At 73.1% G+C, this 24,917-nt stretch carries 16 protein-coding genes and 1 tRNA gene; 10 read left to right on the forward strand and 7 right to left on the reverse strand.

Features of this window, described 5'->3' with window-relative positions; genetic code table 11:
• Nucleotides 1-79: 79 nt before the first annotated feature.
• The 4 genes from ABZ573_RS18100 to ABZ573_RS18115 all read right to left on the reverse strand — a co-directional run bounded on the left by ABZ573_RS18100 (nt 80) and on the right by ABZ573_RS18115 (nt 2,889).
• Nucleotides 80-154 (reverse strand) — tRNA-Arg (locus ABZ573_RS18100).
• Between the two features lie 279 nt (nt 155-433).
• Nucleotides 434-1,126 (reverse strand): winged helix-turn-helix domain-containing protein, encoded by a 693-nt coding sequence (locus ABZ573_RS18105; protein ID WP_151452913.1) that lies wholly within the window; start codon nt 1,124-1,126, stop codon nt 434-436.
• A 225-nt stretch (nt 1,127-1,351) separates the two neighbouring features.
• On the reverse strand, nt 1,352-2,014 hold the full coding sequence (locus ABZ573_RS18110; protein ID WP_358119220.1) for a DUF305 domain-containing protein: 663 nt from the start codon (nt 2,012-2,014) through the stop codon (nt 1,352-1,354).
• An 8-nt stretch (nt 2,015-2,022) separates the two neighbouring features.
• Complete coding sequence (locus ABZ573_RS18115) at nt 2,023-2,889, reverse strand: DUF3105 domain-containing protein (RefSeq protein ID WP_151452902.1); 867 nt, start codon at nt 2,887-2,889, stop codon at nt 2,023-2,025.
• A gap of 100 nt (nt 2,890-2,989) precedes the next feature.
• On the opposite strand from ABZ573_RS18115, the gene argS reads away from it, so the two are divergent.
• Both argS and lysA read left to right on the forward strand, forming a co-directional pair.
• Nucleotides 2,990-4,654, forward strand: coding sequence for an arginine--tRNA ligase (gene argS / locus ABZ573_RS18120; protein ID WP_358119223.1), 1,665 nt, complete (start codon nt 2,990-2,992; stop codon nt 4,652-4,654).
• Between the two features lie 8 nt (nt 4,655-4,662).
• Nucleotides 4,663-6,075, forward strand: coding sequence for a diaminopimelate decarboxylase (lysA, locus tag ABZ573_RS18125; RefSeq protein ID WP_151452900.1), 1,413 nt, complete (start codon nt 4,663-4,665; stop codon nt 6,073-6,075).
• Between the two features lie 118 nt (nt 6,076-6,193).
• On the opposite strand, the gene ABZ573_RS18130 is transcribed toward lysA, so the two are convergent.
• Nucleotides 6,194-7,306, reverse strand: a complete 1,113-nt coding sequence (locus tag ABZ573_RS18130; RefSeq protein ID WP_358119226.1) for an RNA-guided endonuclease TnpB family protein — start codon at nt 7,304-7,306, stop codon at nt 6,194-6,196.
• Nucleotides 7,307-7,413: 107 nt separating this feature from the next.
• Here ABZ573_RS18130 and ABZ573_RS18135 point away from each other — a divergent pair, with 107 nt between their 5' ends.
• The 4 genes from ABZ573_RS18135 to ABZ573_RS18150 all read left to right on the forward strand — a co-directional run bounded on the left by ABZ573_RS18135 (nt 7,414) and on the right by ABZ573_RS18150 (nt 14,856).
• Nucleotides 7,414-8,727 (forward strand): homoserine dehydrogenase, encoded by a 1,314-nt coding sequence (locus tag ABZ573_RS18135; protein ID WP_358119462.1) that lies wholly within the window; start codon nt 7,414-7,416, stop codon nt 8,725-8,727.
• 226 nt (nt 8,728-8,953) lie between these two features.
• Nucleotides 8,954-10,003, forward strand: a complete 1,050-nt coding sequence (gene thrC, locus ABZ573_RS18140) for a threonine synthase (RefSeq protein WP_132231180.1) — start codon at nt 8,954-8,956, stop codon at nt 10,001-10,003.
• Between the two features lie 191 nt (nt 10,004-10,194).
• The gene (locus tag ABZ573_RS18145) at nt 10,195-13,500 is read left to right on the forward strand and encodes an efflux RND transporter permease subunit (RefSeq protein ID WP_358119230.1); all 3,306 of its coding nucleotides are present in this window, start codon (nt 10,195-10,197) and stop codon (nt 13,498-13,500) included.
• 111 nt (nt 13,501-13,611) lie between these two features.
• Nucleotides 13,612-14,856, forward strand: a complete 1,245-nt coding sequence (locus tag ABZ573_RS18150) for an MFS transporter (RefSeq protein WP_151452895.1) — start codon at nt 13,612-13,614, stop codon at nt 14,854-14,856.
• Nucleotides 14,857-14,950: 94 nt separating this feature from the next.
• Here the strand turns inward: ABZ573_RS18150 and ABZ573_RS18155 are convergent, their stop codons facing one another.
• On the reverse strand, nt 14,951-15,481 hold the full coding sequence (locus ABZ573_RS18155; protein WP_151452894.1) for a hypothetical protein: 531 nt from the start codon (nt 15,479-15,481) through the stop codon (nt 14,951-14,953).
• A gap of 139 nt (nt 15,482-15,620) precedes the next feature.
• Between ABZ573_RS18155 and thrB the strand changes: the two genes are divergently transcribed.
• From thrB to ABZ573_RS18170, 3 genes are all read left to right on the forward strand, one after another.
• On the forward strand, nt 15,621-16,565 hold the full coding sequence (gene thrB / locus ABZ573_RS18160; protein WP_358119234.1) for a homoserine kinase: 945 nt from the start codon (nt 15,621-15,623) through the stop codon (nt 16,563-16,565).
• A gap of 296 nt (nt 16,566-16,861) precedes the next feature.
• A complete protein-coding gene (rho, locus tag ABZ573_RS18165; protein WP_358119237.1) occupies nt 16,862-19,069 on the forward strand; it encodes a transcription termination factor Rho in 2,208 nt (735 codons plus the stop codon).
• Between the two features lie 854 nt (nt 19,070-19,923).
• Nucleotides 19,924-23,421, forward strand: coding sequence for a phosphodiester glycosidase family protein (locus tag ABZ573_RS18170; protein ID WP_358119240.1), 3,498 nt, complete (start codon nt 19,924-19,926; stop codon nt 23,419-23,421).
• Nucleotides 23,422-23,490: 69 nt separating this feature from the next.
• Here ABZ573_RS18170 and ABZ573_RS18175 read toward each other — a convergent pair whose 3' ends face one another.
• Entirely contained in the window at nt 23,491-24,582 is a 1,092-nt protein-coding gene (locus tag ABZ573_RS18175; protein WP_358119465.1) for an AAA family ATPase, read from the reverse strand.
• Nucleotides 24,583-24,686: 104 nt separating this feature from the next.
• On the opposite strand from ABZ573_RS18175, the gene rpmE reads away from it, so the two are divergent.
• Nucleotides 24,687-24,911: a 50S ribosomal protein L31 gene (rpmE, locus tag ABZ573_RS18180; RefSeq protein WP_088998650.1), complete on the forward strand. Its 225-nt coding sequence runs from the start codon at nt 24,687-24,689 to the stop codon at nt 24,909-24,911.
• Nucleotides 24,912-24,917: the final 6 nt, after the last annotated feature.

The raw sequence follows: 24,917 nt of genomic DNA on the forward strand, positions 1-24,917 counted from the left end.
TTTGCGTGGTCGTCGTCGTTCGAAGATCGACGGAGGGAACGGTCAACCTCGGATGAGCGAGGTGTTGACTGGTGTGGTGTGGTGCCCCCGGCAGGATTCGAACCTGCGCCCCCGCCTCCGGAGGGCGGTGCTCTATCCCCTGAGCTACGGGGGCTCAGCGACTGGAGAAGACTAGCAAACGTCTCCCCGGAACGCCGAATCGGTATCCGGCGCGCGCCCTCGTGTCGCCCCGCCCTGCTGGTGTCGTTCGCCGGAGGACCGGTGACGGGTGCCGCCCTGTTCCACCTGCGCCGGACGCCGCTGCCGGAGAGCCCTCCGGCCGGCACGAGTGGAACCTCACGGGTGTCTCCGGGCACCGGATACACCCCTGACGTTCCACTCGCCGATGCCGCTCGCGGATGCGGCCGGCTGGTGCGGGGGCGGGCGCGGGTGGTCAGGCGGCGACGGCGCGGCCGCAGCTCGGCAGCGGGTGCAGCACGATGCGGCGGGGCAGGCGCCGGGGCCACTCGTTGCGGGGCCAGGAGCCGTCGACGATCAGGTGCACGGTCCGCTGCTCCTCGCCGCTGAGCCGCAGCACGAAGTCGCGCGGGAGCGGCGGGTCGACCGACGGCGTGGTGATCATGAAGCGCACCCGGCCGCGGGAGGAGACGGCGGAGATGACGTCCGCCGCGGGCATCGTGCCCCGCAGGCGTACGCGGCCGATCCAGTAGACCTCGGCGAGGTGCTCCTGCGCCGCCCGGGTGATGGCCGGGTAGTCGCTGCGCACCCAGCGTTCCACCGCGCCGACGCAGAGGCCGCAGGCCCGTTCCCGGGGCTCCCGCGGGCCCAGCCCCCAGGCCCGCAGGTACGCGCCCACCGCCCCGGCGTCCATGGACGGCTCGAAGCGGTGCTGGATGAGGGTGTGCAGGCTCTGCCGCGTCCACAGCTCCTCGTCCAGGCCCAGCTCGTCGGGATGGACGCCCCGCAGGACGTCGATCAGTTCGAGCTCCTGTTCGCGGCTGAGCGTTCCCGGCTCGCCCTGCCGCTGTCCGCGACGGACGGCTGCCACCGCCCCGTCACCGCCGATGGTGTGGCGCCGGCACCAGCTGGTGACCGAACGCCGTGCGTCTCTCAGTGCAACCCCCACGTCCTGCGCAACGAGCCCGAATCGCAACTGGTCACGATATGTGTGGAGAAAACTCTCTTAGTGTCGCAATGGGGTAGATCGTGCATGACACCGCTTACCACTCAAAGCGGACAGGGGTGCGGGGTGGCCGGCTCCCTGAGGGGGCCGGGATGGCGAGAGGTCCGCGTCGGCCGGGTGAAACGGCGGCGACGCGGACCTCTCGACGGGCGACGGTGCGGCGGCGGGTCAGCCGCCCAGCCGCTTCAGCGCGTTCTGGAGATTGGTGAGGTCATTGCGCTGGGTGTTCTTCATGGTCTGCGCGGTCCTGACGACGTCGGGCTCGTCGCTGACGTCGAGGATGCCGTCGATCATGTGGATGCCGCCCAGGTGATGCCTGATCATCAGTTGCAGGAAGAGGACGTCCAGCTCCCGGCCCTCGGCCGCGTGCAGCTTCGCCATCTCCTCGGGGGTGGCCATGCCCGGCATGAGGCCGTTCCTGACCAGGCCGGCGCCGTCGGACATCCACGACATCGGCGGCTCGCTGCCCGCCGGGTCGAGCCCCCACGAGCGCAGCCACGTGTGCATTGTGCCGATCTCGCCCTGCTGGGAGGTGGCGATGTCGCCGCCGATGCTGCGGACCTCCGGGTCGCTGCCCTCGTCGAAGGCGACCAGGCCCATCTCCACCGCCTGCGCGTGGTGGGTCAGCATGTCCCGGGCGAAGCCCGCCTCCGCCGAGGCGTCGCCCGGCCGGGTGAGCCGGGGGGTCAGCATGCCACCGGCGTACCCGAGGAGCAGCCCGACCACGACGGCCAGGGCCAGCGCGGCCGTGCCCCAGCGGGCCGGCGACCGCCGTTCCTCCGGAGCCGGGCTGGCCGGCTCGCTGGTCGCGGTCATGGTCGGGATGCTCATCGCTCTCCTCAGCCCTGCGGCATCTGCTGGGCGTCGTCGCGCGGCGTGGTGCCGGTGGCGGTGATGCCCTGGCTGCACAGCGCGGTCGGCCCCTCGATCGAGGCGTTGACCCGCAGCGTCTTGATGAACTCGTCGATGCGGCCGTCGTCGGCGTTGTCGACCTTGAGCTGGTAGCCCCACGCCTGGAGCGAGATCGGCTTGTCCAGCCCCTCGAACGGGCTGAGCATCAGCTTCTCCTTGCCCCGCACCTTGTCGGCGAGCTTCGTCACCTGGTCGGCGGCCAGGTCCGGACGGTAGGTGATCCAGACCGTGCCGTGCTCCAGGCTGTGCACCGCGTGCTCGTTGGCGATCTGGGCGGGGTAGACGTCGCCCATGCAGTTCTGCCAGGCCGCGTTGTGGGGGCCGGCCACCGGCGGGAGCACCGTGTAGGTGAGGGGCCCCGTCTTGTGGTTGCCGCCGGACACGAGGTCCTTGTCCTTCTCGCGGAAGTTGACGATGCCGTCGATCGCGTCCGCCCGGTCCTCCCAGGGCTTGGCGCCCTGGAACGTCGCCCAGGCGCCGTAGCCGATGATCGCCACGGCCAGCACACCCACGGCGACGAAGAGCGCGATCGGCCCCCATGAGCGGCCCTGGCTCACCTTCACCGGGGTGATGGGCTTGCGGCCCTTGCCCCCGGCGCCGGGGCGGGTGCCCGTCGGCTTGCCGGACCCGGCCTTGGCGCCGGTGGAACCGGTCTTCGCGCCGGTGGAACCGGGCTTGGCGCCGCCGGACCCGGTCTTGGCGCCTGCTGCCGGCCGGCCCGCTGCCGGCTTCTTGCCGGTGCTGACCACGTTCGGGCGCCGCTCGGGGCCGCCACCCGGTGTGCTGATGCTCATCGTGCCTCGTCAGGTCGGTCGGTCAGGGGATCCGGCGGGCCGGTCTCACACACTGGGTCGCCGCCGCGGGTGCCGAGTCTACCCCCGATAACATGGATCAGTGACTCCCGCAGAACTCGCCGAGGTCGTCCTATCCGCAGCCCACGCCGTCTTCACCGAGCGTGGCCTGGACCGCTCCGCCCTGCCGGAGCGGACGGCGGTCGAGCGACCTCGCAGCCCCGAGCACGGCGACTACGCCTCCACGCTGGCCCTCCAGCTCAGCAAGAAGGTGGGCGTCCCGCCGCGCGAGCTGGCCACGGCCCTCGCCGAGCAGCTCGGCCGGGCCCCGGGGGTCAAGTCGGTGGAGATCGCCGGCCCGGGCTTCCTCAACATCCGGCTCGACGCGGCCGCCGCCGGCCAGCTCGCCCGCACGATCGTCGAGGCGGGCGAGGCGTACGGGCGCAGCGACCGGCTCGCCGGGCAGCGGATGAACCTGGAGTTCGTCTCGGCGAACCCGACCGGCCCGGTGCACATCGGCGGCGTCCGCTGGGCGGCCGTCGGCGACGCGTTGAGCCGGCTCCTGCGCGCCACCGGCGCCGAGGTCGGGACGGAATACTACTTCAACGACGCGGGCTCCCAGATCGACCGGTTCGCCCGGTCGCTGCTCGCCGCCGCGAAGGGCGAGCCGGCCCCCGAGGACGGGTACGCCGGTGCGTACATCAGCGAGATCGCCGACGCCGTCCGGGGTGCCCGACCCGACGTGCTGGAGCTGAACGACGCCGCCGCCCAGGAGGTCTTCCGGGTCGAGGGCGTGCAGCTCATGTTCGCCGAGATCAAGTCCTCGCTGCGCGGCTTCGGGGTGGAGTTCGACACCTACTTCAACGAGAAGGACCTGCACGAACGGGGGGAGCTGGACCTGGCCCTCCAGCGGCTGCGTGACCAGGGCCACCTCTACGAGTCGGACGGCGCGACCTGGCTGCGCACCACCGACTTCGGCGACGACAAGGACCGGGTGCTGCGCAAGTCCAACGGCGAGTGGACCTACTTCGCCGCCGACTGCGCCTACTACCTCGACAAGCGGGAGCGCGGCTTCGACCGCGTCGTGATCATGCTGGGCGCCGACCACCACGGCTACATCGGCCGGATGAAGGCGATGGCCGCCTGCTTCGGCGACGACCCGGAGCGCAGCCTGGAGATCCTGATCGGCCAGCTGGTCAACCTGGTCCGCGACGGTGCCCCGGTCCGAATGAGCAAGCGGGCCGGCACGGTGGTGACCCTGGAGGACCTGGTCGACGCGATCGGCGTGGACGCCTCCCGCTACGCGCTCGCCCGCTACTCCAGCGACTCCCCGATCGACATCGACGTCGAGCTGTGGACCCGGGCCACCCGCGACAACCCGGTCTACTACGTGCAGTACGTGGCGGCCCGGACGGCCAGCGTGGGCCGCAACGCCGCCGAGGTGGGGCTGACCCGGGGCGACGCCGAGGCGTTCCGCCCCGACCTGCTCGGCCACGAGAAGGAGAACGAGCTGCTCAAGGCGCTCGCCGAGTTCCCCGCCGTGGTCGCTGCGGCGGCCGAGCTGCGCGGCCCGCACCGGGTGGCCCGCTACCTGGAGGAGCTGGCCGGGGCCTACCACCGGTTCTACGACGAGTGCCGGATCCTGCCGCGCGGCGACGAGGAGACCACCGACCTGCACCGGGCCCGGCTCTGGCTGAACGACGCCACCCGCACCGTGATCGCCAACGGCCTGCGCCTGCTGGGCGTCTCGGCCCCGGAAAGGATGTAGGAGCGGTAATGCGTGCTCACGAGGCCGGTGCGCTGCACGGTGACATCGGCAGCCGGGGGCCGTCCTGGCTGCGTACCCCGGTCGACGTCAACGCCCTGGTGCCGCAGCTGTGGCCGCGCAACGTCACCCGCGACGGCGACGGCGTGCTCGCCGTGGCCGGCCTCGGCGTCCGCGACCTCGCGGCCGAGTTCGGCACCCCGGTGTACGTCCTCGACGAGGACGACCTGCGGTCCCGGGCCCGGGACTTCCGCACCGCCTTCGACGGCGTCGACGTCTACTACGCCGGCAAGGCCTTCCTCTGCCGGGCCGTGGTCCGGATGATCGCCGAGGAGGGCCTGCACCTCGACGTGTGCACCGGGGGCGAGCTGGCCACCGCGCTGTCGGCCGGGATGCCGCCCGAGCGGATCGGCTTCCACGGCAACAACAAGTCGGTGACCGAGCTGAGCCGGGCGCTCGACGCCGGGGTCGGCCGGATCATCCTCGACTCGTTCGACGAGATCGGCCGCCTCACCGCGCTCGCCCGTGAGCGGGGCGTGCGCCCCCGGGTGATGATCCGGGTCACCGTCGGCGTCGAGGCGCACACCCACGAGTTCATCGCCACCGCGCACGAGGACCAGAAGTTCGGCTTCTCCCTCGCGGGCGGGGCGGCGGCCGAGGCGGCCTTCCGGGTGCTCGACGAGGGCGTGCTGGAGCTGCGCGGCCTGCACTCGCACATCGGCTCGCAGATCTTCGACGCCAGCGGCTTCGAGGTCTCCGCCCGCCGGGTGCTCGGCCTCCAGGCGCAGATCCGCGACGCGCGCGGGGTGGAGCTGCCCGAGCTGGACCTCGGCGGTGGCTTCGGCATCGCGTACACGACGCAGGACGACCCGGCCGCCCCGCAGGACCTCGCGAAGCGGCTGCGCCGGATCGTCGAGGCCGAGTGCGCCGCCGAGCGGCTGGCGGTCCCGCACCTGTCGATCGAGCCGGGGCGGGCGATCGTCGGGCCGGCCGTGTTCACCCTCTACGAGGTCGGCACGGTCAAGTCCGTGCCGGTAGGCACTGGTGGTGACGGAGCGGACGGGCGTCGTGCCTACGTGAGCGTCGACGGCGGGATGAGCGACAACATCCGCACCGCGCTCTACGACGCGTCCTACTCCGCGACGCTGGCGTCCCGGGCGTCGACCGGCGAGCCGATGCTCGCCCGCGTGGTGGGAAAGCATTGTGAGTCCGGGGACATCGTGGTGAAGGATGAATTCCTGCCCGCCGACGTGCAGCCCGGAGATCTTGTCGCGGTGCCGGGCACCGGTGCCTACTGCCGGAGCATGGCCAGCAACTACAACCACGTGCCCCGCCCCCCGGTGGTCGCGGTGCGCGACGGCCAGGCGCGCCTGATCGTCCGGCGGGAGACCGAAGAGGACCTGCTGGCATTGGACGTGGGTTGACATCCTCCGCCGCCCTGATGGGCGGGGGCTCCTTCGGTCGCCCGAAGGTGTTCCTGCTTCGTCGCCGACTGCCCGTAGGGAGAATCCCGTGAGGTGTTACGTCAGCTCGACAGGCGTTTTACCTCTCCGCAAGCCCTGCGGCGAGAATGTTGTTGGCGGCGTTGACGTCCCGGTCGTGCGTGGTGTCGCAGCTGGGGCACGTCCAGACGCGGACGCCGAGGGTGAGTTTGGTGTTGATGCGTCCGCACGCCGAGCAGGTCTTCGACGACGGGTAGAACCGGTCGATGGCGATCACGGTGCGGCCGTACCAGGCTGCCTTGTACTCCAGCATGTTGCGCAGTTCCGACCAGGCCGCATCGGAGATGGCCCGGGCCAGCCGATGGTTGCGAAGCATGTTGCGTACGGTGAGATCCTCGATCATGACCGTTTGGTTCTCGCGGATGAGTCGAGTGCTCAGCTTGTGCAGATGATCGCGTCGCCGGTTGGCGATGCGGGCATGGATACGGGCCACCTTGACACGGGCCTTGGCCCGGTTCGCGGACCCCTTTTCCTTACGGGACAGGTTCCGCTGCGCTATGGCCAGCTTCCGCCGCTCGACGCGCGCGTGACGCGGGTTGGTGACCTTATCTCCGGTGGAAAGGGTCACCAGGCTGGTGAGGCCGGCGTCCACACCGACCACGCTGGACGAGGGCGGCAGCGGCACGACGGTCGGGTCTTCCACCAGCAGGGACACGAAACAGCGACCGGCCGTGTCTCGGGACACCGTCACCGTGGACGGATTCGCGCCTTCGGGCAGGGGCCGGGACCACACGACAGCCAGCGGCGCGTGCATTTTCGCCAAGGTGAGCCGACCGTCGCGCCAGCGAAACGCCGACCGGGTGTACTCCGCCGACGCGCGCGATTTGCGCTTGGACTTGAATCGGGGGTATCGGGCGCGCTTGTCCCAGAAGGCGGCGAAAGCGCTTTGCAGATGTCGCAGCGTCTGCTGCAACGGCACCGACGACACCTCGTTGAGGAACGCCAGGTCGTCGGTGCGTTTCCAATCCGTCAGCCACGCCGAGGACTGCACGTAGCTGGTGCGCTGCCGGTCGTTGGCCCATGCCCGGGTGCGCGCTGCCAACGCCCGGTTGTAGACCAGACGCACGCATCCGAACGTCCGGTTCAACTGTTCGGTCTGCTCAGGGGATGGATAAAAGCGGTACTTGTACGCCCGCTTCACTACCTCACCCACGCCTCATATCTTACCGGTCTGAGAACACTCACCGAGGGGAGGGAGCGGCGTTTCCTCCCCTGCCTGGAGGCCGGGGTATCCACGCCGCGACACCGATGACATCACCTGTGCGCCTGGCACTGCTCGGCTGCGGCACGGTCGGTAGCGAGGTGGTCCGGCTGCTGCACGAGCAGGCGGCCGACCTCGCCGCCCGGATCGGCGCCCCGCTGGAGATCGCCGGCATCGCCGTACGCCGTCTCGGCCGCGACCGGGGCGACCTGCCCGTCGACCCGACCCTGTTCACCACCGACGCGCTGGGGCTGATCAAGCGCGACGACGTGGACGTGGTCGTCGAGGTGGTCGGCGGCATCGAGCCGGCGCGGGGCTGGCTGGTGGAGGCGCTGCGGGCCGGCAAGAGCGTGGTCACGGCCAACAAGGCGCTGCTCGCCGAGGACGGCGCCGCCCTGCACGACGCGGCGGCCGAGGGCGGCGGCGACCTCTACTACGAGGCGTCCGTGGCGGGGGCGATCCCGCTGCTGCGCCCGCTGCGCGAGTCGCTGCACGGCGACCGGATCAACCGGGTCACCGGCATCGTCAACGGCACCACCAACTTCATCCTCTCCGCCATGGACGCCACCGGCGCCGGCTTCGCGGAGGCGCTGGAGGAGGCCACCGAGCTGGGCTACGCCGAGGCCGACCCGACCGCCGACGTGGAGGGCTTCGACGCGGCGGCCAAGGCGGCCATCCTCGCCTCGCTGGCCTTCCACACCCGGGTCGGCGCGGCCGACGTGCACCGGGAGGGCATCACCGAGGTCACGGCGGCCGACGTGGCCAGCGCCAAGGCGATGGGGTGCACCATCAAGCTGCTCTGCATCGCCGCCCGGGGCGCCGACGCCGCCGGCCGGGAGACGGTCAGCGTGCGGGTGCACCCGGCGATGATCCCGCTGGGCCACCCGCTGGCCAGCGTCGGCGACGCGTTCAACGCGGTCTTCGTCGAGGCCGAGGCGGCCGGGCCGCTGATGTTCTACGGCCGGGGCGCGGGCGGCGCGCCGACGGCCAGCGCGGTGCTGGGCGACGTGGTGGCAGTCTCCCGCAACCGGCTCGCCGGGGTCCGGTCGGCCAGCGAGAGCGCGTACGCCGACCTGCCGGTGCGGCCCATGGGGGAGGCGCTGACCCGCTACCACATCAGCCTCGACGTGGCCGACCGGCCGGGTGTGCTGGAGGCGGTGGCCGGCGTGTTCGCCCGGCACAACGTGTCGATCGCCACCGTGCGGCAGGGCCCGGCGGGCGGCGGCGCGACCGGCCGGGGCGAGGACGCCGACCTGGTGATCGTCACCCACGTGGCGCCGGACGCGGCGCTCGCCGCCACCGTGCGGGAGCTGCACGGGCTGGACATCGTCCGCTCCGTGGCGAGCGTGCTGCGGGTCGAGGGCGGGCTCTGAGCGGTCCGTCCGCGGGGCCCCGGTGACGGGAGCGGGCCGGCCCGTGACCGCCGGCGGTGCGGGTCGGGCGCGCCTGGGCCCGTCCGCTGTCCCGGCCCGGCGGGGCGAGCGCTTCCGCGTCTCGCCTGATGGTTAACTGCGGGTGCGCCGGCGGGCACACGGCGAGACTGGTCCAGGCTGGAGGCGTGCCCGACTCGGCGGGACGGTAGAGGCGAGGGAGAACGACATGTGGCGGGGTCTGATCGACGCGTACCGGGACCGGCTGCCGGTCACCGACGCCACCCCGGTCGTGACCCTGCACGAGGGGAACACGCCGCTGCTGCCCGCGCCGGTGCTCTCCGCCCGGCTCGGCTGCGACGTGCACCTGAAGGTGGAGGGCGCCAACCCGACCGGCTCGTTCAAGGACCGGGGCATGACCCTCGCGGTCTCCAAGGCGGTCGAGGCCGGCAACAAGGCGATCATCTGCGCCTCCACCGGCAACACCAGCGCCTCCGCGGCGGCGTACGCGGCCCGCGCCGGCCTGACCTGCGCGGTGCTCGTGCCGCAGGGCAAGATCGCGCTGGGCAAGCTGGCCCAGGCGCTCGTGCACGGGGCGAAGCTGCTCCAGGTCACCGGCAACTTCGACGACTGCCTGTCGCTGGCCGCCAAGCTCGCGCAGGACTACCCGGTCGCCCTGGTCAACTCGGTCAACATCGACCGGCTGCACGGCCAGAAGACGGCCGCGTTCGAGATCGTCGAGGCGTTGGGTGACGCGCCCGACATCCACTGCCTGCCGGTCGGCAACGCCGGCAACGTCTCCGCCTACTGGATGGGCTACTCGGAGGAGCTGCGGGACGGCAACGCCACCCGGGCCCCGAAGATGTACGGCTTCCAGGCCGCCGGCGCCGCCCCGATCGTCACCGGGGAGGTGGTCCGCGAGCCGTCCACGATCGCCACCGCCATCCGGATCGGCAACCCGGCGAGCTGGACCAGGGCGCTCGACGCCCGGGACTCCTCGGGCGGGCTGATCGCCGCCGTCACCGACCGGGAGATCCTGGCCGCGTACCGGCTGCTCGCCCGCGAGGTCGGGGTCTTCGTCGAGCTGGGCAGCGCGGCCAGCGTGGCCGGCCTGCTCCAGCAGGCCGCCGCCGGCCGGGTCCCGGCCGGCTCGACGGTGGTCTGCACGGTCACCGGCCACGGCCTGAAGGACCCGGAGTGGGCGATCTCCACCGCGCCCGTGCCCACCACCATCGCCAACGACCCGCTGGCCGCCGCCCGCTGCCTCGACCTCGCCTGAGCCGCGAGCGGGATCGGCCTCGCCTGAGCCGCCGGCGGATCGGCGCCGGCCGAGGTCGACGGGAGGAAAATCGGGGCGGCGCAGGCGAGTCCTGTGCATCGGACTGGGGCAGGGCCGACCGGGGCCGGTCGGGCCGGGTGGGGGAGAATCCGTACCCCCGCCAATCGCCTTTCCAGGAGTGAGTCACGCCGATGTCGCTGCTCGCCAGATTCAGCCTCGCCAACCGAGGGCTGATCGCCCTCATCGCGGTGGTGACCACGCTGTTCGGGGCGTTCGCCGTACCGTCACTGAAGCAGCAACTCCTGCCGTCGCTGGAGTTCCCGGCGGCCTTCATCGTGGCGGTCTACCCCGGCGCCGGGCCCGAGGTCGTCGAGTCGCAGGTCACCGAGCCGATCGAGAACGCCCTCCAGGGCATCCCCGGGCTGGACCAGGTCACCTCGACCTCCCGCGAGGGCTCCACGACCGTCCAGGTCCAGTACGAGTTCGGCACCGACCTGGACGACGTGGTCAACAAGATGCAGACCGCGCTCAACCGGATCGACGCGCAGCTGCCCGAGGGAGTCGACCCGCAGGTCATCGCCGGCAGCACCGACGACCTGCCCGCGGTGGTGCTCGCCGCCTCCGGCGGTGACGACCAGCGCGTCCTCGCGGAGAAGCTGCGCGCCACGGTGGTGCCCGAGCTGGAGGCGATCGAGGGGGTGCGGACGGTCGACCTGACCGGCGCCCGCGACGACGTCGTGGTGGTCACCCCGGACCCGGCCAAGCTGGCGGCGGCGAAGCTCCAGCCGACCGCCCTCGGCGCGGCGTTGAAGACCAACGGCGTGACGGTGCCGGCCGGCGCGGTGACCGACGGCACCCGCGCGCTCCCGGTGCAGGTCGGCACCCGGCTCGCCACGCTGGACGACCTCCGGGGCGTCGTGGTCGCGCCGGCGACGGGCCGGGCGGCCCCGGTCCGCCTCGGCGACGTGGCCACCGTCGAGCAGCAGCTCGCCCCGGCCACCGCGATCACCCGCACCAACGGCAAGGACAGCCTGGGCATCGCGGTCACCGCCTCCCCGGACGGCAACGCCGTGGAGATCTCCCACGAGATCCGGGACCGCCTCGCCGACCTGCGGGAGGCCTCCGGCGCCGAGCTGACCGTCGTCTTCGACCAGGCGCCCTTCGTCGAGAAGTCGATCGAGAGCCTGACCACCGAGGGCCTGCTGGGCCTGGTCATGGCCGTCATCGTCATCCTGGTCTTCCTGCTGTCGGTCCGCTCCACCGTGGTCACCGCGGTCTCCATCCCGCTCTCGGTGGTGGTCGCCCTGATCGCCCTCTGGATCGGCGACTACTCGCTCAACCTGCTCACCCTCGGCGCGCTCACCATCGCGGTCGGCCGGGTGGTCGACGACTCGATCGTCGTGCTGGAGAACATCAAGAGACACCTGGAGTACGGCGAGCCGAAGCGGCAGGCGATCCTCGCCGCCGTCCGCGAGGTGGCCGGCGCGGTGACCGCGTCCACCCTCACCACGGTCGCCGTCTTCGCGCCGATCGCCCTGGTGGGCGGCTTCGTCGGGCAGCTCTTCGCGCCGTTCGCGATCACCGTCACGGTGGCCCTGCTCGCCTCGCTGCTGGTCTCGCTGACCGTCATCCCGGTGCTCGCGTACTGGTTCCTGAAGCCGCCGAGCGGCACGGCGGACGACGCCGAGGTGCGTCGGGCGGCCGAGGAGAAGGAGCTGCGCAACCCGTTGCAGCGGGCGTACCTGCCGGTGATCGGGTTCGCCACCCGCAAGCGGGCCACCCGGTGGATCACGCTGGGGCTCGGCGTGCTCGTGCTGTTCGGCACCTTCGGCCTGTCCCGCCAGCTGGAGACCAACTTCATCGACGACTCCGGCCAGGACACCCTGAGCATCACCCAGGAACTGCCGGCGGGCACCGGCCTGCTCGGCACCGACGCGGCGGCCAAGCAGATCGAGGCCGTGCTGGAGCGCACCGAGGACGTCGAGACGTACCAGGTCACGGCGGGCGGCGGGGACAACCCGTTCGGCGGCGGCGGCAACAACGTCGCCAACTGGTCGCTGGCCCTCGGTGACGGGACCGACGCCCAGGAGATGCGGGAGAAGCTGCGCCGGGAGTTCGACGCGCTGGGCCCGGCCGTCGGTGAGGTCAGCTTCGGCGCCGGCCAGGGCGGGGCGGCGGCCAACCAGATCGAGGTGGTCGTCCAGGGCACCGACCCGGAGGCGCTGACCCGGGCCGCCGAGGAGGTCCGGTCGGCGATGGCCGGGCTGGCGGGCGTCGAGGACGTCTCCACCAGCCTCGCCACCCGGGTGCCGCGCGTCGACGTCACCGTCGACCGGGTCGCCGCCGGCCGGGTCGGGCTCACCGAGGCCGCCGTCGGCCAGGTGGTGGCCCAGGCGTTCCGTGGTTCGCCCCTGGGGCAGGTCACGCTCGACGACGGGCAGCGGGACGTGGTGCTGCGGTTCGCGGGCAAGCCGCCGACCACGGTGGAGGAACTGCGCGCGATGCCGGTCGGGCCGGTGAAGCTCGACGACATCGCCGACGTCACCCAGACCGAGGGCCCGCAGCAGGTGAGCCGGATCGACGGCGAGCGCAGCGTCTCCGTCACCGGTACGGCCACCGGCTCGAACCTCGGCGCCATCACGCAGGAGCTGCAGAAGAAGCTGGACGGCATCGACGTGCCGGGGGCGACCTTCGCCATCGGCGGCGTCAGCGCCGACCAGGAGGAGGCCTTCGCCGACCTGGGCCTGGCCGTGCTCGCCGCCATCGCGATCGTCTTCCTGATCATGGTGGCGACGTTCCGGAGCCTGGTCCAGGCGCTGATCCTGTTGATCTCCATCCCGTTCGCGGCGACCGGCGCGATCGGCCTGCTGCTGGCCACCGGCACCCCGATGGGTGTGCCGGCGCTGATCGGCGTGCTCATGCTGGTCGGCATCGTGGTGACAAACGCGATCGTGCTGCTGGATCTCGTCAACCAGTACCGGGCCCAGGGCATGGGGGTCCAGGAGGCGGTGGTCGAGGGCGGCCGGCGCCGGCTGCGGCCGATCCTGATGACGGCGATCGCCACCATCTTCGCGCTGCTGCCGATGGCGCTCGGCCTCACCGGGGAGGGCGGCTTCATCTCCAAGCCGCTGGCGATCGTGGTGATCGGCGGGCTGCTCAGCTCGACGCTGCTCACCCTGATCCTGGTGCCGACGCTCTATGCCATGGCGGAGAACACCAAGGAGTCGTTCCGCGCCCGTCGGGCCCGCCGCTCCGGCGGGGTGGCCCCGGCCACCGGCACGGGCGACGGCGAGCCGGCCGGCGACGACGGTGGGGCGCCCGCCGCCGAGCAGGTCCCGGTGCCCGCCGGGGGCGCCCCGTCCACCGCCGGCACGGAGGCCACCGACGCCCCGGCGTCCCGGCCGACGCCGTCGGGCGCGCTGGTGGACGGCACCGACCAGTTCGAGGTGCTGCGGCTGCCGAAGAGCCGCACGTCCCCGCTGCCGCCGGCCGAGTAACGGCAGTGCGCGAACACCCCCGACGGGTCCCACCCGCCGGGGGTGTTCGCGTTCGGTCAGGTACCCGCCGTACGCCTGGCCCGCCGGTCACCGCCCGGTAGGGTCCCGAACGTGCCGTCCACCGTCTCGGTCCTCACCCACAACCGCAACTTCCGCAATCTGTTCCTCGCCGAGCTGGTGGTCTTCGGCGCCGACTGGTTCGTCATGGTGCCGCTGCTGGTGCTGCTGCCGGACCTGACCGGCAGCGGCGTGTGGGGCGCGCTGGTGCTCGCCGTCGACACCGGGATCGTGGCGCTGCTGCTGCCGTACACGGGCACGATCGCGGACCGGTTCGACCGGCGCAAGATCATGATCATTTCGAACGTCGCGGCCCTGTTCGGCGTGCTGCTGCTGCTCGGCGTCCGCAGCGCGGAGACCGCCTGGCTGGCGATGGCCGGGATCGGTGTCGTGGCGGTCGCCAAGGCGTTCTACTCCCCGGCGGCCCAGGCGGCCCTGCCCAACGTGCTCGACCCCGACGAGCTGGCCGCCGGCAACGCCGTCGCGGGCTCGGCCTGGGGCACCATGACCGTCGTCGGCGCCTCCCTGGGTGGCGTGCTCAGCGCCGCCGTCGGCCCGTACGCCTGCTTCTGGGTGGCGGCGGTGGGCCTGGTGGTCGCCGCGGGCCTGGCCACGCTGATCCGCCGGCCGTTGCAGGCGCCCCGCGACGCGGAGCTGCCCGTGCAGCGGACCTGGCCGGCGATCCGGGAGGCGCTTGGCTACATCGGGCACCGGCCGAGGGTGCTGGCGCTGGTCACCGTGAAGTCGGCGGTGGGCCTCGGCAACGGCGTGCTGACGGTGTTCCCGCTGCTCGCGGCGGTGTACGGCGTGGGTCCCGTCGGCACCGGGCTGCTCTTCGCGGTCCGCGGGGCGGGGGCGCTCGTCGGGCCGATCCTGATGCGCCGGGTGCTGACCAACCGCGCCTGGCTGCTGCCCGGGCTGGCGCTGTCGATGTCCCTCTACGGCCTGGCCTACCTCGGCACCTCGGTCGCCAACTGGTTCCCGCTGGTGCTGGCCCTGGTCTTCGTCGCCCACTTCGCCGGCGGCAGCAACTGGGTGATGTCGAACTTCGCCCTGCAGGGGGAGGTGCCGGACCGGCTGCGGGGCCGCGTCTTCGCCACCGACATGATGCTGGCGACGCTCGCCGTCTCGGTCAGCCAGCTCGCCGTGGCCGCAGTGGTGGACACCGTGGACGAGCGGGTGGTGCTGGCCAGCTGCGGCCTCGTCACGGTGGTCTACGCGGTCGGCTGGCGGATCGCCACCCGCCGGCTCTCGCTCACGGACCCGGCCGCGCAACCGGCCCCGAGCGCCGCCCGCTGACGGCGGCGGCCGGCCCGAGCGCCGCGCGCTCGCACACGCCGCCCGCCGACTCCGAGCGCCGCGCGCTCGCGCCGCCCGCCGTCCCGCCCGGCGGTCAGGGCTGGTCCGTCCCGGCGCCCGTCGGCGTGTCCGGCCGGGATCGACCGCCCCACTGCGCCGGCACGTCGGCCCCGCCCTCCACGGTCCACCCCGGGTCGGTCGGCGGCACCGGCTGGGCGACGGGCCCCGGCGCGGTGGTCGGCACCGGCCCGCCGCCGGCGAGCGGCCGTCCGCCGAACGGGCCGGCCTCCGCGCCGCCCGCCCGCCGCCCGACCAGCACCGCCGCGATCAGCAGACCCGTCCCGATCGGGTACGCCAGGGCCTGCACCCCGCCGTAGGCCAGGTTCATGAGCCGGAAGTTCGAATATCCCCAGTCGAAACTGAACGCGCGGGACAGCAGCAGGATCCAGGCCACGTTGAACAGTGCGCTGCCCAGCAGCACGCCGAGCCCGGACAGCGCCAGCAGCCGGGGCTTCCGGGGCAGCCGCCCCCCAGCCGTCGCGGCCAGTACGAGCCCGACCAGCAGCACCAGCACCGTGGGCGCCTCGAAGACGACCGTCCTCGCCAGGTACTCGAATTCGCGCATTCCCGCCTCCAGCCGCCGTCGGTCGGGCCAGGCTAACGGACCGGCGGCGCCACCACCGTCCGGTGACGAGGCCGTCGGGCCCGGTCCCATCCGGCGGGCGGCGATCCGCCCCGTCGGTGCGCAGCCCTACCATGAGCCCGTGCCGACGAACTTCATCTCCGGCCCGGTCCGGGTCCGGGTCCCCGCCACCAGCGCCAACCTGGGGCCGGGGTTCGACGCCCTGGGGCTCGCCCTGGCGCTGCACGACGACGTGGCCGCCGAGGTGACGGCGGGGGGCGTCACGGTGACCGTGGCCGGGCAGGGCGCCGGGGAGTTGCCGGCCGACGACCGGCACCTGGTCGTCCGCGCCATGCGGGCGGCCTTCGACGGGCTCGGCGGGCAGCCGCCCGGGCTGGCGGTGGAGTGCGTCAACCGCATCCCGCAGGCCCGTGGGCTGGGTTCCTCGTCCGCGGCGATCGTCGCCGGCGTGCTGCTGGCCCGTGCGCTGGTCACCGACGGCGAGACCCGGCTCGACGACGCCGCCGCGCTGCGCCTCGCCGCCGAGATCGAGGGCCATCCGGACAACGTGGCGCCGTGCCTGCTCGGCGGCTTCACCCTGGCCTGGACGGAGCCCTCCGGCGCCCGGGCGGTGTCGCTGCCGGTCGCCGACGGCGTACGCCCGACGGTCTTCGTGCCGGCGGAGCGTGGCCTGACGGCCACCGCGCGGGCCGCGCTGCCGGCCACCGTGCCCCACGACGACGCGGCGCTGAACGCGGGCCGCGCCGCGCTGCTGGTGCACGCGCTGACCGCCGACCCGAATCTGCTGCTGCCGGCCACGGTCGACCGGCTGCACCAGGACTACCGCGCCGACGGCATGCCGGGAAGCGCCGCCCTGGTGAAAGCGCTGCGTGAGGCCGGTGTGGCCGCCGTGGTCAGTGGTGCGGGCCCGACCGTCCTGGCCCTGACCGGCCCGCCCGAGGGCTTCGACCCGGGAACAGGCTGGGAGGTCTGGCGGTTGGATCCAGACGGGCGCGGAGCACAGGTTGCCCGGGGTAGACTGGGACACGCAGAGCGGGACCCTGTTGCCGCAGGTCGGAAGAGTTGATTACGCTCTAGACTTAGCACAGCCGCGAAGCATGCGATCTCCCTGCGGGTCGGCGCACCCCCGAAGCTCTCGGCGGTCAGCCCGTCACCCCTGCCTAGGCCCACGCCGCACCGCAGTCTTCACAGGTCGCCGCAGACGGCGAGACCTGCTCACCGACCTTCGGTGAGTCGGGAAACCGACCGGCTGCTGTGTCACAGACTCCCGCGACGCGTCCATGCGAGGCGGGTGCACCGAGGCCGCCCGGCCACCTTGTTTTCGACTCCGGGCAGTCCCGGCCTATCGAGGGAAGGAATCCATTGAGCGACACCACCGACGTGACGTCGGATGTTTCCAACGTCGCTGGCGATGCCACCACCGCCGCCGCCCCCGCCCGTCGTCGGCGTAGCGGCACCGGCCTGTCGGCGATGCTGCTGCCGGAGCTGCAGAGCCTGGCCGCGTCGCTCGGCATCTCGGGCACGGCCCGCATGCGTAAGGGCGAGCTGATCAGCGCGATCTCCGAGCGGCAGGGCGGCGCCACCGCCGGGACCCCTCGACCGCGGGCCGAGGCCGCTGCCGCTCCCGCCCGTGAAGAGGCCCACGCCGAGGTCCGCGAGAGCACCGAGCGGCCGGCGGCCGGGCGGCGTACCGCGGAGCAGGCTCCGGCGGAGCCGGCGGCTGCCGAGGCCGAGCCCCGTGGCCGGACCCGGCGCAGCCGGGCCGCCACCTCCGAGGCACGGGCCGCGGAGGCCCGTCCGGCGGAGGCTCGTGAGGCGGAGGCTGCCCGTCCGGCGGAGGTTCGTCCGGCGGAGGCTCGTCCGGCGGAGACGCGCGCGGACGAGGCCGAGGCCGGCGAGCGTGCCGACCGCGGCCGTGAGCGCGGTGACCGCGCCGAGCGCGGCGACCGTGCCGAGCGCGGCGACCGTGCCGAGCGCGGCGACCGTGCCGAGCGCGGCGAGCGCGGCGAGCGTACGGAGCGGGGCGACCGTGCCGAGCGCGGCGACCGCAACGAGCGCGGTGACCGTGCCGAGCGTGCGGACCGCGGTGACCGCGCGGAGCGGGGTGACCGTGCCGAGCGCGGTGACCGTGCCGAGCGGGGCGAGCGCAACGAGCGGGGTGACCGCGGCGAACGTGCCGAGCGCGGTGACCGCAACGAGCGGGGCGAGCGTGCCGAGCGTGCCGAGCGGGGCGGCGACCGTGACCGCAACGAGCGCGGCGACCGGGGCCAGCGCGTCGAGCGTGACAACGACGGCGACGACGACGAGAGCGGTGGCCGGCGTGGCCGGCGCAGCCGGTTCCGGGACCGCCGCCGTGGCCGCGGTGAGCGCGCCGAGGGCGGCGACGGTGGCCGCGATGGCGGGCGCGACGGCGGGCGCGAGCCGCAGGTCGGCGAGGACGACGTGCTCGTCCCGGTGGCCGGCATCATCGACGTGCTCGACAACTACGCGTTCGTACGGACCACCGGCTACCTGGCCGGCCCGAACGACGTCTACGTCTCCATGTCGCAGATCAAGAAGTACGGCCTGCGGCGCGGCGACGCCATCACCGGTGCGGTGCGCGCCTCGCGCGACGGCGAGCAGCGGCGGGACAAGTACAACCCGCTGGTGCGGCTGGACACCATCAACGGGATGGAGCCGGACGAGGCGAAGCGCCGGCCGGAGTTCTACAAGCTCACCCCGCTCTACCCGCAGGAGCGCCTGCGGCTGGAGACCGAGCCGCACATCCTCACCACCCGGGTCATCGACCTGGTCATGCCGCTCGGCAAGGGCCAGCGCGCGCTGATCGTGTCGCCGCCGAAGGCGGGTAAGACGATGGTGCTCCAGGCCATCGCGAACGCGATCACGCACAACAACCCGGAGTGCCACCTGATGGTGGTGCTGGTGGACGAGCGGCCCGAAGAGGTCACCGACATGCAGCGGTCGGTGAAGGGTGAGGTCATCGCGGCGACGTTCGACCGTCCGCCGCAGGACCACACCACGGTGGCCGAGCTGGCGATCGAGCGGGCGAAGCGCCTGGTCGAGCTGGGCCACGACGTGGTCGTGCTGCTCGACTCGGTGACCCGCCTCGGTCGGTCGTACAACCTGGCGGCGCCGGCCAGCGGCCGGATCATGTCGGGTGGTATCGACTCCACCGCGCTCTACCCGCCGAAGCGTTTCCTGGGTGCGGCCCGCAACATCGAGAACGGCGGCTCGCTGACCATCCTCGCCACCGCGCTGGTGGAGACCGGGTCCATGGCGGACACGGTCATCTTCGAGGAGTTCAAGGGCACCGGCAACGCGGAGCTGAAGCTGGACCGGAAGATCGCCGACAAGCGCATCTTCCCGGCCATCGACATCCACCCGTCCGGCACGCGCAAGGAGGAGATCCTGCTCGCGCCGGAGGAGCTGGCCATCATCCACAAGCTCCGGAAGGTCCTGCACTCGCTGGACTCGCAGGCGGCGCTGGACCTGCTGCTGGACAAGCTCAAGCAGACCCGCACCAACATCGAGTTCCTGATGCAGATCGCCAAGTCGACGCCGGGGGAGTGACCCTCCCCGGGTGAGACAGCGAGAAGGGCACGGCCAGGAGGCCGTGCCCTTTTCGCGTCCCTGCCCGTCGGTTTCGTGGGTGAGCTTCGGTGCCGCGTGCCGGTGCCGGTGCCGGTGCGGTGCCGGGTGCCGGGCGTCGGCCGGGTGCCGGGCGTTGGGCGCTGTGTACCGCAGACGGGCAGCCGGACGATACACCTTGCCAGCTCGCTTCCGTGACGATCGGTAACCTTCGGCTCGAAGAGCCTTCGTTGTGACTCTACGTGACCGAATTTGGGCGCGTGAAGAGCTTGCCGCCTCGGCCGTCGCTGCTGAGGGCCTGTGACCAGGTAATTCGTCGTGGGGTGCGATCCGGCCGCATCATCCTCCAGTTCCCCTTTGCTCTGCATCCACATAGGCACCGCTTACATGGCGTGTCCGGTGCGGATATGGATGCAGAGCAAAGGGGGCGGAGCGAGGGGTGGAGCGGCGCAGAGTCGCCCACTCTCCGTGACCGAATGTGGGTGGTCGTGCGGTCCCGGGCGCACGCCGCAGGGCGACCCACCGAGCGCACGCGCGGTGTGGGTGGCCGTGGGGCCTCGAGCACATGTCGTGGTGTGGCCGTGGGGTGCGGCGGCGGGGCGCGCGGTCGCGGCACGTGCTGCCGGATTGTGGCTCCGCTTGTGCGGTGCGGTGCGGTGCGGGGAGGTGCGGTGCGGTGCGGGGCCCGCGCTCCCTGAGGCCCGCGCTCCGAGGGGCCCGTGCTCCGGAGGGCGGTGTCGGCAATGGCGGGGACGACCGCCGGAAGGGTGGAGTTTTCCTTCGCTTTGGCCGGCAGCTATTGAAACTTCTATTCATCGTCCGGTTGACTGTCGCCCATGCGTACCCGCAGACGATCCGCCCGGCTCGCAGGCGTCCTGCTGCTGACGCCGCTGCTCACCCTGGCCGGCACCGTGCCGGCGAACGCCGGTGCGCCCGCTCCGGCCACCGACCCGTCCCTCACCGCCGCCGAGGACGCGCCGCGCGCCTCCTCGTACTCCGCAGGCTCCGTGACGCTCGCCGGCGATCCGGCCGCGAGCATGTCGGCCGCCGCGGCCCCGACCGGCGTGGAGCCGGCCGGCGGGCTGGAGACGGCGAAGACCACCCGCCCGGTCGCCCCGGGCCTCAACCTGACCTCCTTCGACCGGTACGACGCCGACGGCTGGCTGCGCGCGGACGCGCTGACCGCCGACCTCACCGGCGGCCTCACCGTGGACTACGTCAATTCCGGCGCGGTCAGCCGGGCCGAGCCGCTGCGCGGCGCCGTCGACGCGGCCCGTGCGGTTGCCGCCGTCAACGGCGACTTCTTCGACATCAACAACTCCGGTGCCGCCCAGGGGGTCGGCGTCCGCGACGGCCAACTGGTCCAGTCCGCGGTCAGCGGGCACCGCAACGCCGTCGCGATCACCACCGAGGGGCTCGGCCGGGTCATCGAGGTGAACTTCGACGGCACCGCGACCCTGCCGACCGGTCCGGTGACGCTGACCCAGTTCAACAACATGATCCAGGCGAACGGGATCGGCGTGTTCACCGCGCTCTGGGGATCGTACACCCGGCAACGTGCGGTCGAGGGCGCCGCCCGCGTCACGGAGGTCACGGTGGTCGACGGCCGCGTCGCCACCGTCGCCGGGACGGCCGGAAGCGGGGCGGTCCCGGCCGGCACCACCGTGCTGCTCGGCCGCGACGCCGGCGCGGACGCCCTCGCCGGGCTGCGTCCCGGCGACGCGGTGACGGTCGCCTACCGGCCCAAGCCGGCCGACGGCAGCAACCTGCACGCGGCCGTCGGCGGCGGCAACGTGCTGGTCCGCGACGGGGTGGTGCAGAGCATCGCCGACGCGTCGCTGGCCCCGCGCACGTCCGTCGGCTTCTCCGCCGACGGCCGGCGCATGATCATGATGACTGTGGACGGTCGGCAGGTCGACAGCCGGGGCGTCACCCAGACCGAGATGGGCCGCATGATGGCCGAACTCGGCGCCCACCACGCGCTCAACCTCGACGGCGGCGGCTCCTCGACGCTGCTCGCCCGGGAACCGGGTGCGGCGGCCGTGCAGGTGGAGAACAGCCCGTCCGACGGCAGCGAGCGGGCCGTGCCCAACGGCCTGGCCATCTACGCGCCCAAGGGCAGCGGCCGGCTCACCGGGTACTGGCTGGAGACCGCCAGCGACCCGACCACCGCTCCCGGCGTCGCGCCGGTGCGCGGCGGCCGGCCCGACCGCGTCTTCCCCGGCCTGACCCGCCAGCTCACCGCCGCCGGCCACGACGAGACGTACGGCCCGGCGGCCGGCGCGCCGACGTGGCGGGCCAACCCGGCGGTGCACGGCGTCGTCGACGGCAAGGGCCGCTTCCGGGCCCTCCTGCCCGGAAGCACCACGGTCACCGCCTCGCGGGGCGCGGCCCGTGGCACCCTCGACCTGACCGTGCTCGGGCCGCTGGCCCGGATCGACTCCACGGTGGACCGGGTCGGCCTGACCGGTGCCGAGGGCAGCGCGCTGTTCGGCGTCGTCGGTTACGACGCCGAGGGCAACACCGCCCCCATCGAGCCGGCCGACCTGAAGCTCGACTACGACAAGGACCTGCTGAAGATCGCGCCGACCGCCGACGGCAACCTCGCCGTCACCGCCCTGCGGGACACCGGCTCGGCGCTGGTCACCGTCCACGTCGGCCGGAGCAGCACCGTCCTGCCGGTCACCGTCGGGCTGACCGACGTGCCGGTGGCCGGCTTCGACGACGCGGCGGCCTGGAAGTTCAGCCAGGCGCGGGCCAGCGGCGCGGTCGCGCCCGCGCCGGGCCGCACCGGCACGGGCCTGAAGATGACGTACGACTTCAGCCAGTCCACCGGCACCCGGGCCGCGTACGCGGACCCGCCCGCCTGGATCGAGGTCGCCGGCCAGCCGCAGGCGTTCGGCATGTGGATCCACGGCAACGGCACGGGGGAGTGGCCCAGCCTGCACCTGCACGACGCCCAGGACACCCAGCACGTGCTGCGCGGCCCGCTGATCACCTGGACGGGCTGGAAGTACGTCGAGTTCGCCGTCCCCGCCGGGGTGCAGTACCCGGTGCGGGTCCGCCGGTTCTACGTGGCGGAGACCAACGCCGCCGCGCAGTACCGCAGCGAGGTCATCATCGACGACCTGGTGGCGAAGGTGCCGCCGACGGTCGACGCGCCGGCCGAGAAGCCGCGCACCGACCGGGTGGTGCTGCGCGACGGCACGGTGGACGGGGCGCCCTGGCGCTTCGCCGTCCTGTCCGACGCGCAGTTCGTCGCGGCGAACCCGGACAGCGACCTGGTCGCCCAGGCCCGCCGTACGCTCCGCGAGGTCAAGGCCGCGAAGCCGGACTTCCTGGTGATCAACGGCGACTTCGTGGACACCGCCTACCCGGCGGACTTCGCGCTCGCCAAGCGGCTGCTGGACGAGGAACTCGGCGGGGAACTGCCGTACTACTACGTGCCCGGCAACCACGAGATCATGGGCGCCCCGATCGCCAACTTCCGGGCCGCCTTCGGTGACACCGAGCGGACCTTCGACCACAAGGGCACCCGGTTCGTCACGCTGAACTCGTCGACGGGTTCGCTGCGCGGCGGCGGCTTCGACCAGGTGCGGATGCTGCGCGAGGCGCTCGACTCGGCGGCCGGTGACCCGGCCGTCGGCTCGGTGGTCGTGCTGCACCACCACCCGCCGCGCGACCCCAGCCCGGCCAAGGCCAGCCAGCTCGGCGACCGGAAGGAGGCGGCGCTGCTGGAGCAGTGGCTGGCCGACTTCCAGCACCGCACCGGCAAGGGCGCCGCGTTCGTCGGCGGGCACGTCGGCACCTTCCACGCCGACCGGGTCGACGGGGTGCCGTACCTGATCAACGGCAACTCGGGCAAGAACCCCTCCACCCCCGCCGACCAGGGCGGCTTCACCGGGTGGACCGAGTTCGGGGTGGACCCGGTGAGCCCGGCCGAGGCCGACCGGGCCCGGCGCAACCCCCTCGTCGAGGGCCCACGCTGGGTCAGCGCCGAGACGCACGCACACGTCGACGCGCTCACGCTGACCGCCCCGGCCAGCGTCGCGGTCGGCGCCCCGGCGACGGTCACCGCCACGGTGACCCAGCCCGGCGGGCGTACGGTGCCGGTGGCGGCGCCGGTGAGCGCGGACTGGTCCGCCTCGCCGAACGTGCACGTCGGCTCGATCCTCGGGCTGAAGCCCTGGCACGTGGCCCGCTTCGACCCGGCCACCGGCAAGCTCACCGCCCTGCGCCCCGGCGCGCAGGTCAAGCTCGCCGTCGCGGTCAACGGCGCGCGGGCGGAGGCCACCGTCACCCTGACGGCCGCCGCCGCGGCTCCCGCCGCCTGAGATGCAAGGAAGGGCACCTTCCTGTCGCCCAGGCGATGGGAAGGTGCCCTTCCTCACACCCGCGACCGCTCAGAAGTCGCCCTCGGCCACCTGGAAGACGGTGAGGCCGAGGGCGCGCCACATCCGCACCACCTGCTGACGGTCGTCGAAGACGCCGACCACCCGGTAGCGGTCGGCGATCTCGCGCTCGTAGATCTCCCGCTTGACCACGGAGTCCTTCCGGCTGTCGCCGACGGCGCGCAGGTGCAGGCCGAGGTAGGGGACCCGGACGTGCCGGGCCAGCCACGCCTCGGTGGCGGCGCGCGCGGTGGCGTCCCGGCCCGAGCAGAACACCACGCCGTATCCGGCGGCGTGCATCGCCCGGACCGCCGCGATCACCGCCGGGTTGGGCTCGTCCTCGGCGACCCGGGTCATGTCGTACGGGCTGCGCGAGACGTTCAGCGCGACCGTGCCGTCGATGTCCACCAGGACGATCTCCGGCGGCTCGGTCGACGGGGCGTGCACCGTGGCGGGCCGCCCCGTCCGGGCCTGCGGCACGGGCAGCGGCAGCGTACGACCTTCCAGGTAGCGCTCGTGCAGCCGGCGGATCCACGCCTCGCCGACCCGGTCGGCCTCGGGGCGGGCGGCGTCGCGGCGCAGGCACTCCGCCAGCGGCACGTCGGTGAAGTCGTGCACCTCGAACCCGGCGCCGTGCCGGGCGGCCAGGTCGGCCCAGTCGCGCAGGGTCCGCGACCGCAGGTTGGTGTCGTCGACGCAGACGTCGGCGTGGACCCGCAGCAGCGCCTCGACCTGCGCCCGCTGCACGACGGTGACCTGCCACTCCGCCCACTGGGTGAACAGCCGCTCGCCGTGCAGCATGCGGCGCAGGTCGTCGCGGTTGACGCGGACCACGGAGGGCTGGAGGGTCCGGGCGAACGTGGTCTTGCCGGAAGCGGGCAGTCCCCGGGTGGCGATCAGGCGGGCCATCGGCTCCTCCGTGTCGTACGTCGTCGGCGGTCCCGCCGTCCGCGCCGCGTGCCCCGGGCGGGGCACGACGCCGACGGCGGCCGTGCCGGGACGAATGCCCGGCCAGGCGTCGGGAATGCAGCAGGTGGGGCGTGCGTTGTCGATGCCGGACCAGCCGTGCGGCCCGACTGCCGGGTCGGCGTACGCCCATGGCACACTGGTCAATCGGCCACCGGTTCCGGTTCACGCCCGAGCCCGTCGCGCGCCGCGACGGACACCGACGGCGACCCGGCGACCATCCACGAGAGGACCGAGGCGAGATGAAGTCCAACATCCACCCGGAGTACGTGACCACCGAGGTCAGCTGCTCCTGCGGTAACACGTTCACCACCCGCAGCACCGCCAAGGGCGGCTCGATCCACGTCGAGACCTGCAGCGCCTGCCACCCGTTCTACACCGGCAAGCAGCGCGTCCTGGACACCGCGGGCCGGGTGGCGAAGTTCCAGCAGAAGTACGCCAAGGTTCAGGCCAAGAAGGCCAAGTAGCTCCTC

Source organism: Micromonospora sp. NPDC007220, from assembly GCF_040634035.1.
Taxonomy (GTDB): domain Bacteria; phylum Actinomycetota; class Actinomycetes; order Mycobacteriales; family Micromonosporaceae; genus Micromonospora; species Micromonospora reichwaldensis.

What these genes read in the sequence shown, in the direction of transcription:
- ABZ573_RS18110 (WP_358119220.1), bottom strand. Translation starts at nt 2,014, where the DNA reads ATGAGCATCCCGACCATGACCGCGACCAGCGAGCCGGCCAGCCCGGCT.
- ABZ573_RS18115 (WP_151452902.1), bottom strand. Translation starts at nt 2,889, where the DNA reads ATGAGCATCAGCACACCGGGTGGCGGCCCCGAGCGGCGCCCGAACGTG.
- lysA (WP_151452900.1), top strand. Translation starts at nt 4,663, where the DNA reads ATGCGTGCTCACGAGGCCGGTGCGCTGCACGGTGACATCGGCAGCCGG.
- thrC (WP_132231180.1), top strand. Translation starts at nt 8,954, where the DNA reads ATGTGGCGGGGTCTGATCGACGCGTACCGGGACCGGCTGCCGGTCACC.
- ABZ573_RS18145 (WP_358119230.1), top strand. Translation starts at nt 10,195, where the DNA reads ATGTCGCTGCTCGCCAGATTCAGCCTCGCCAACCGAGGGCTGATCGCC.
- ABZ573_RS18155 (WP_151452894.1), bottom strand. Translation starts at nt 15,481, where the DNA reads ATGCGCGAATTCGAGTACCTGGCGAGGACGGTCGTCTTCGAGGCGCCC.
- ABZ573_RS18170 (WP_358119240.1), top strand. Translation starts at nt 19,924, where the DNA reads ATGCGTACCCGCAGACGATCCGCCCGGCTCGCAGGCGTCCTGCTGCTG.
- rpmE (WP_088998650.1), top strand. Translation starts at nt 24,687, where the DNA reads ATGAAGTCCAACATCCACCCGGAGTACGTGACCACCGAGGTCAGCTGC.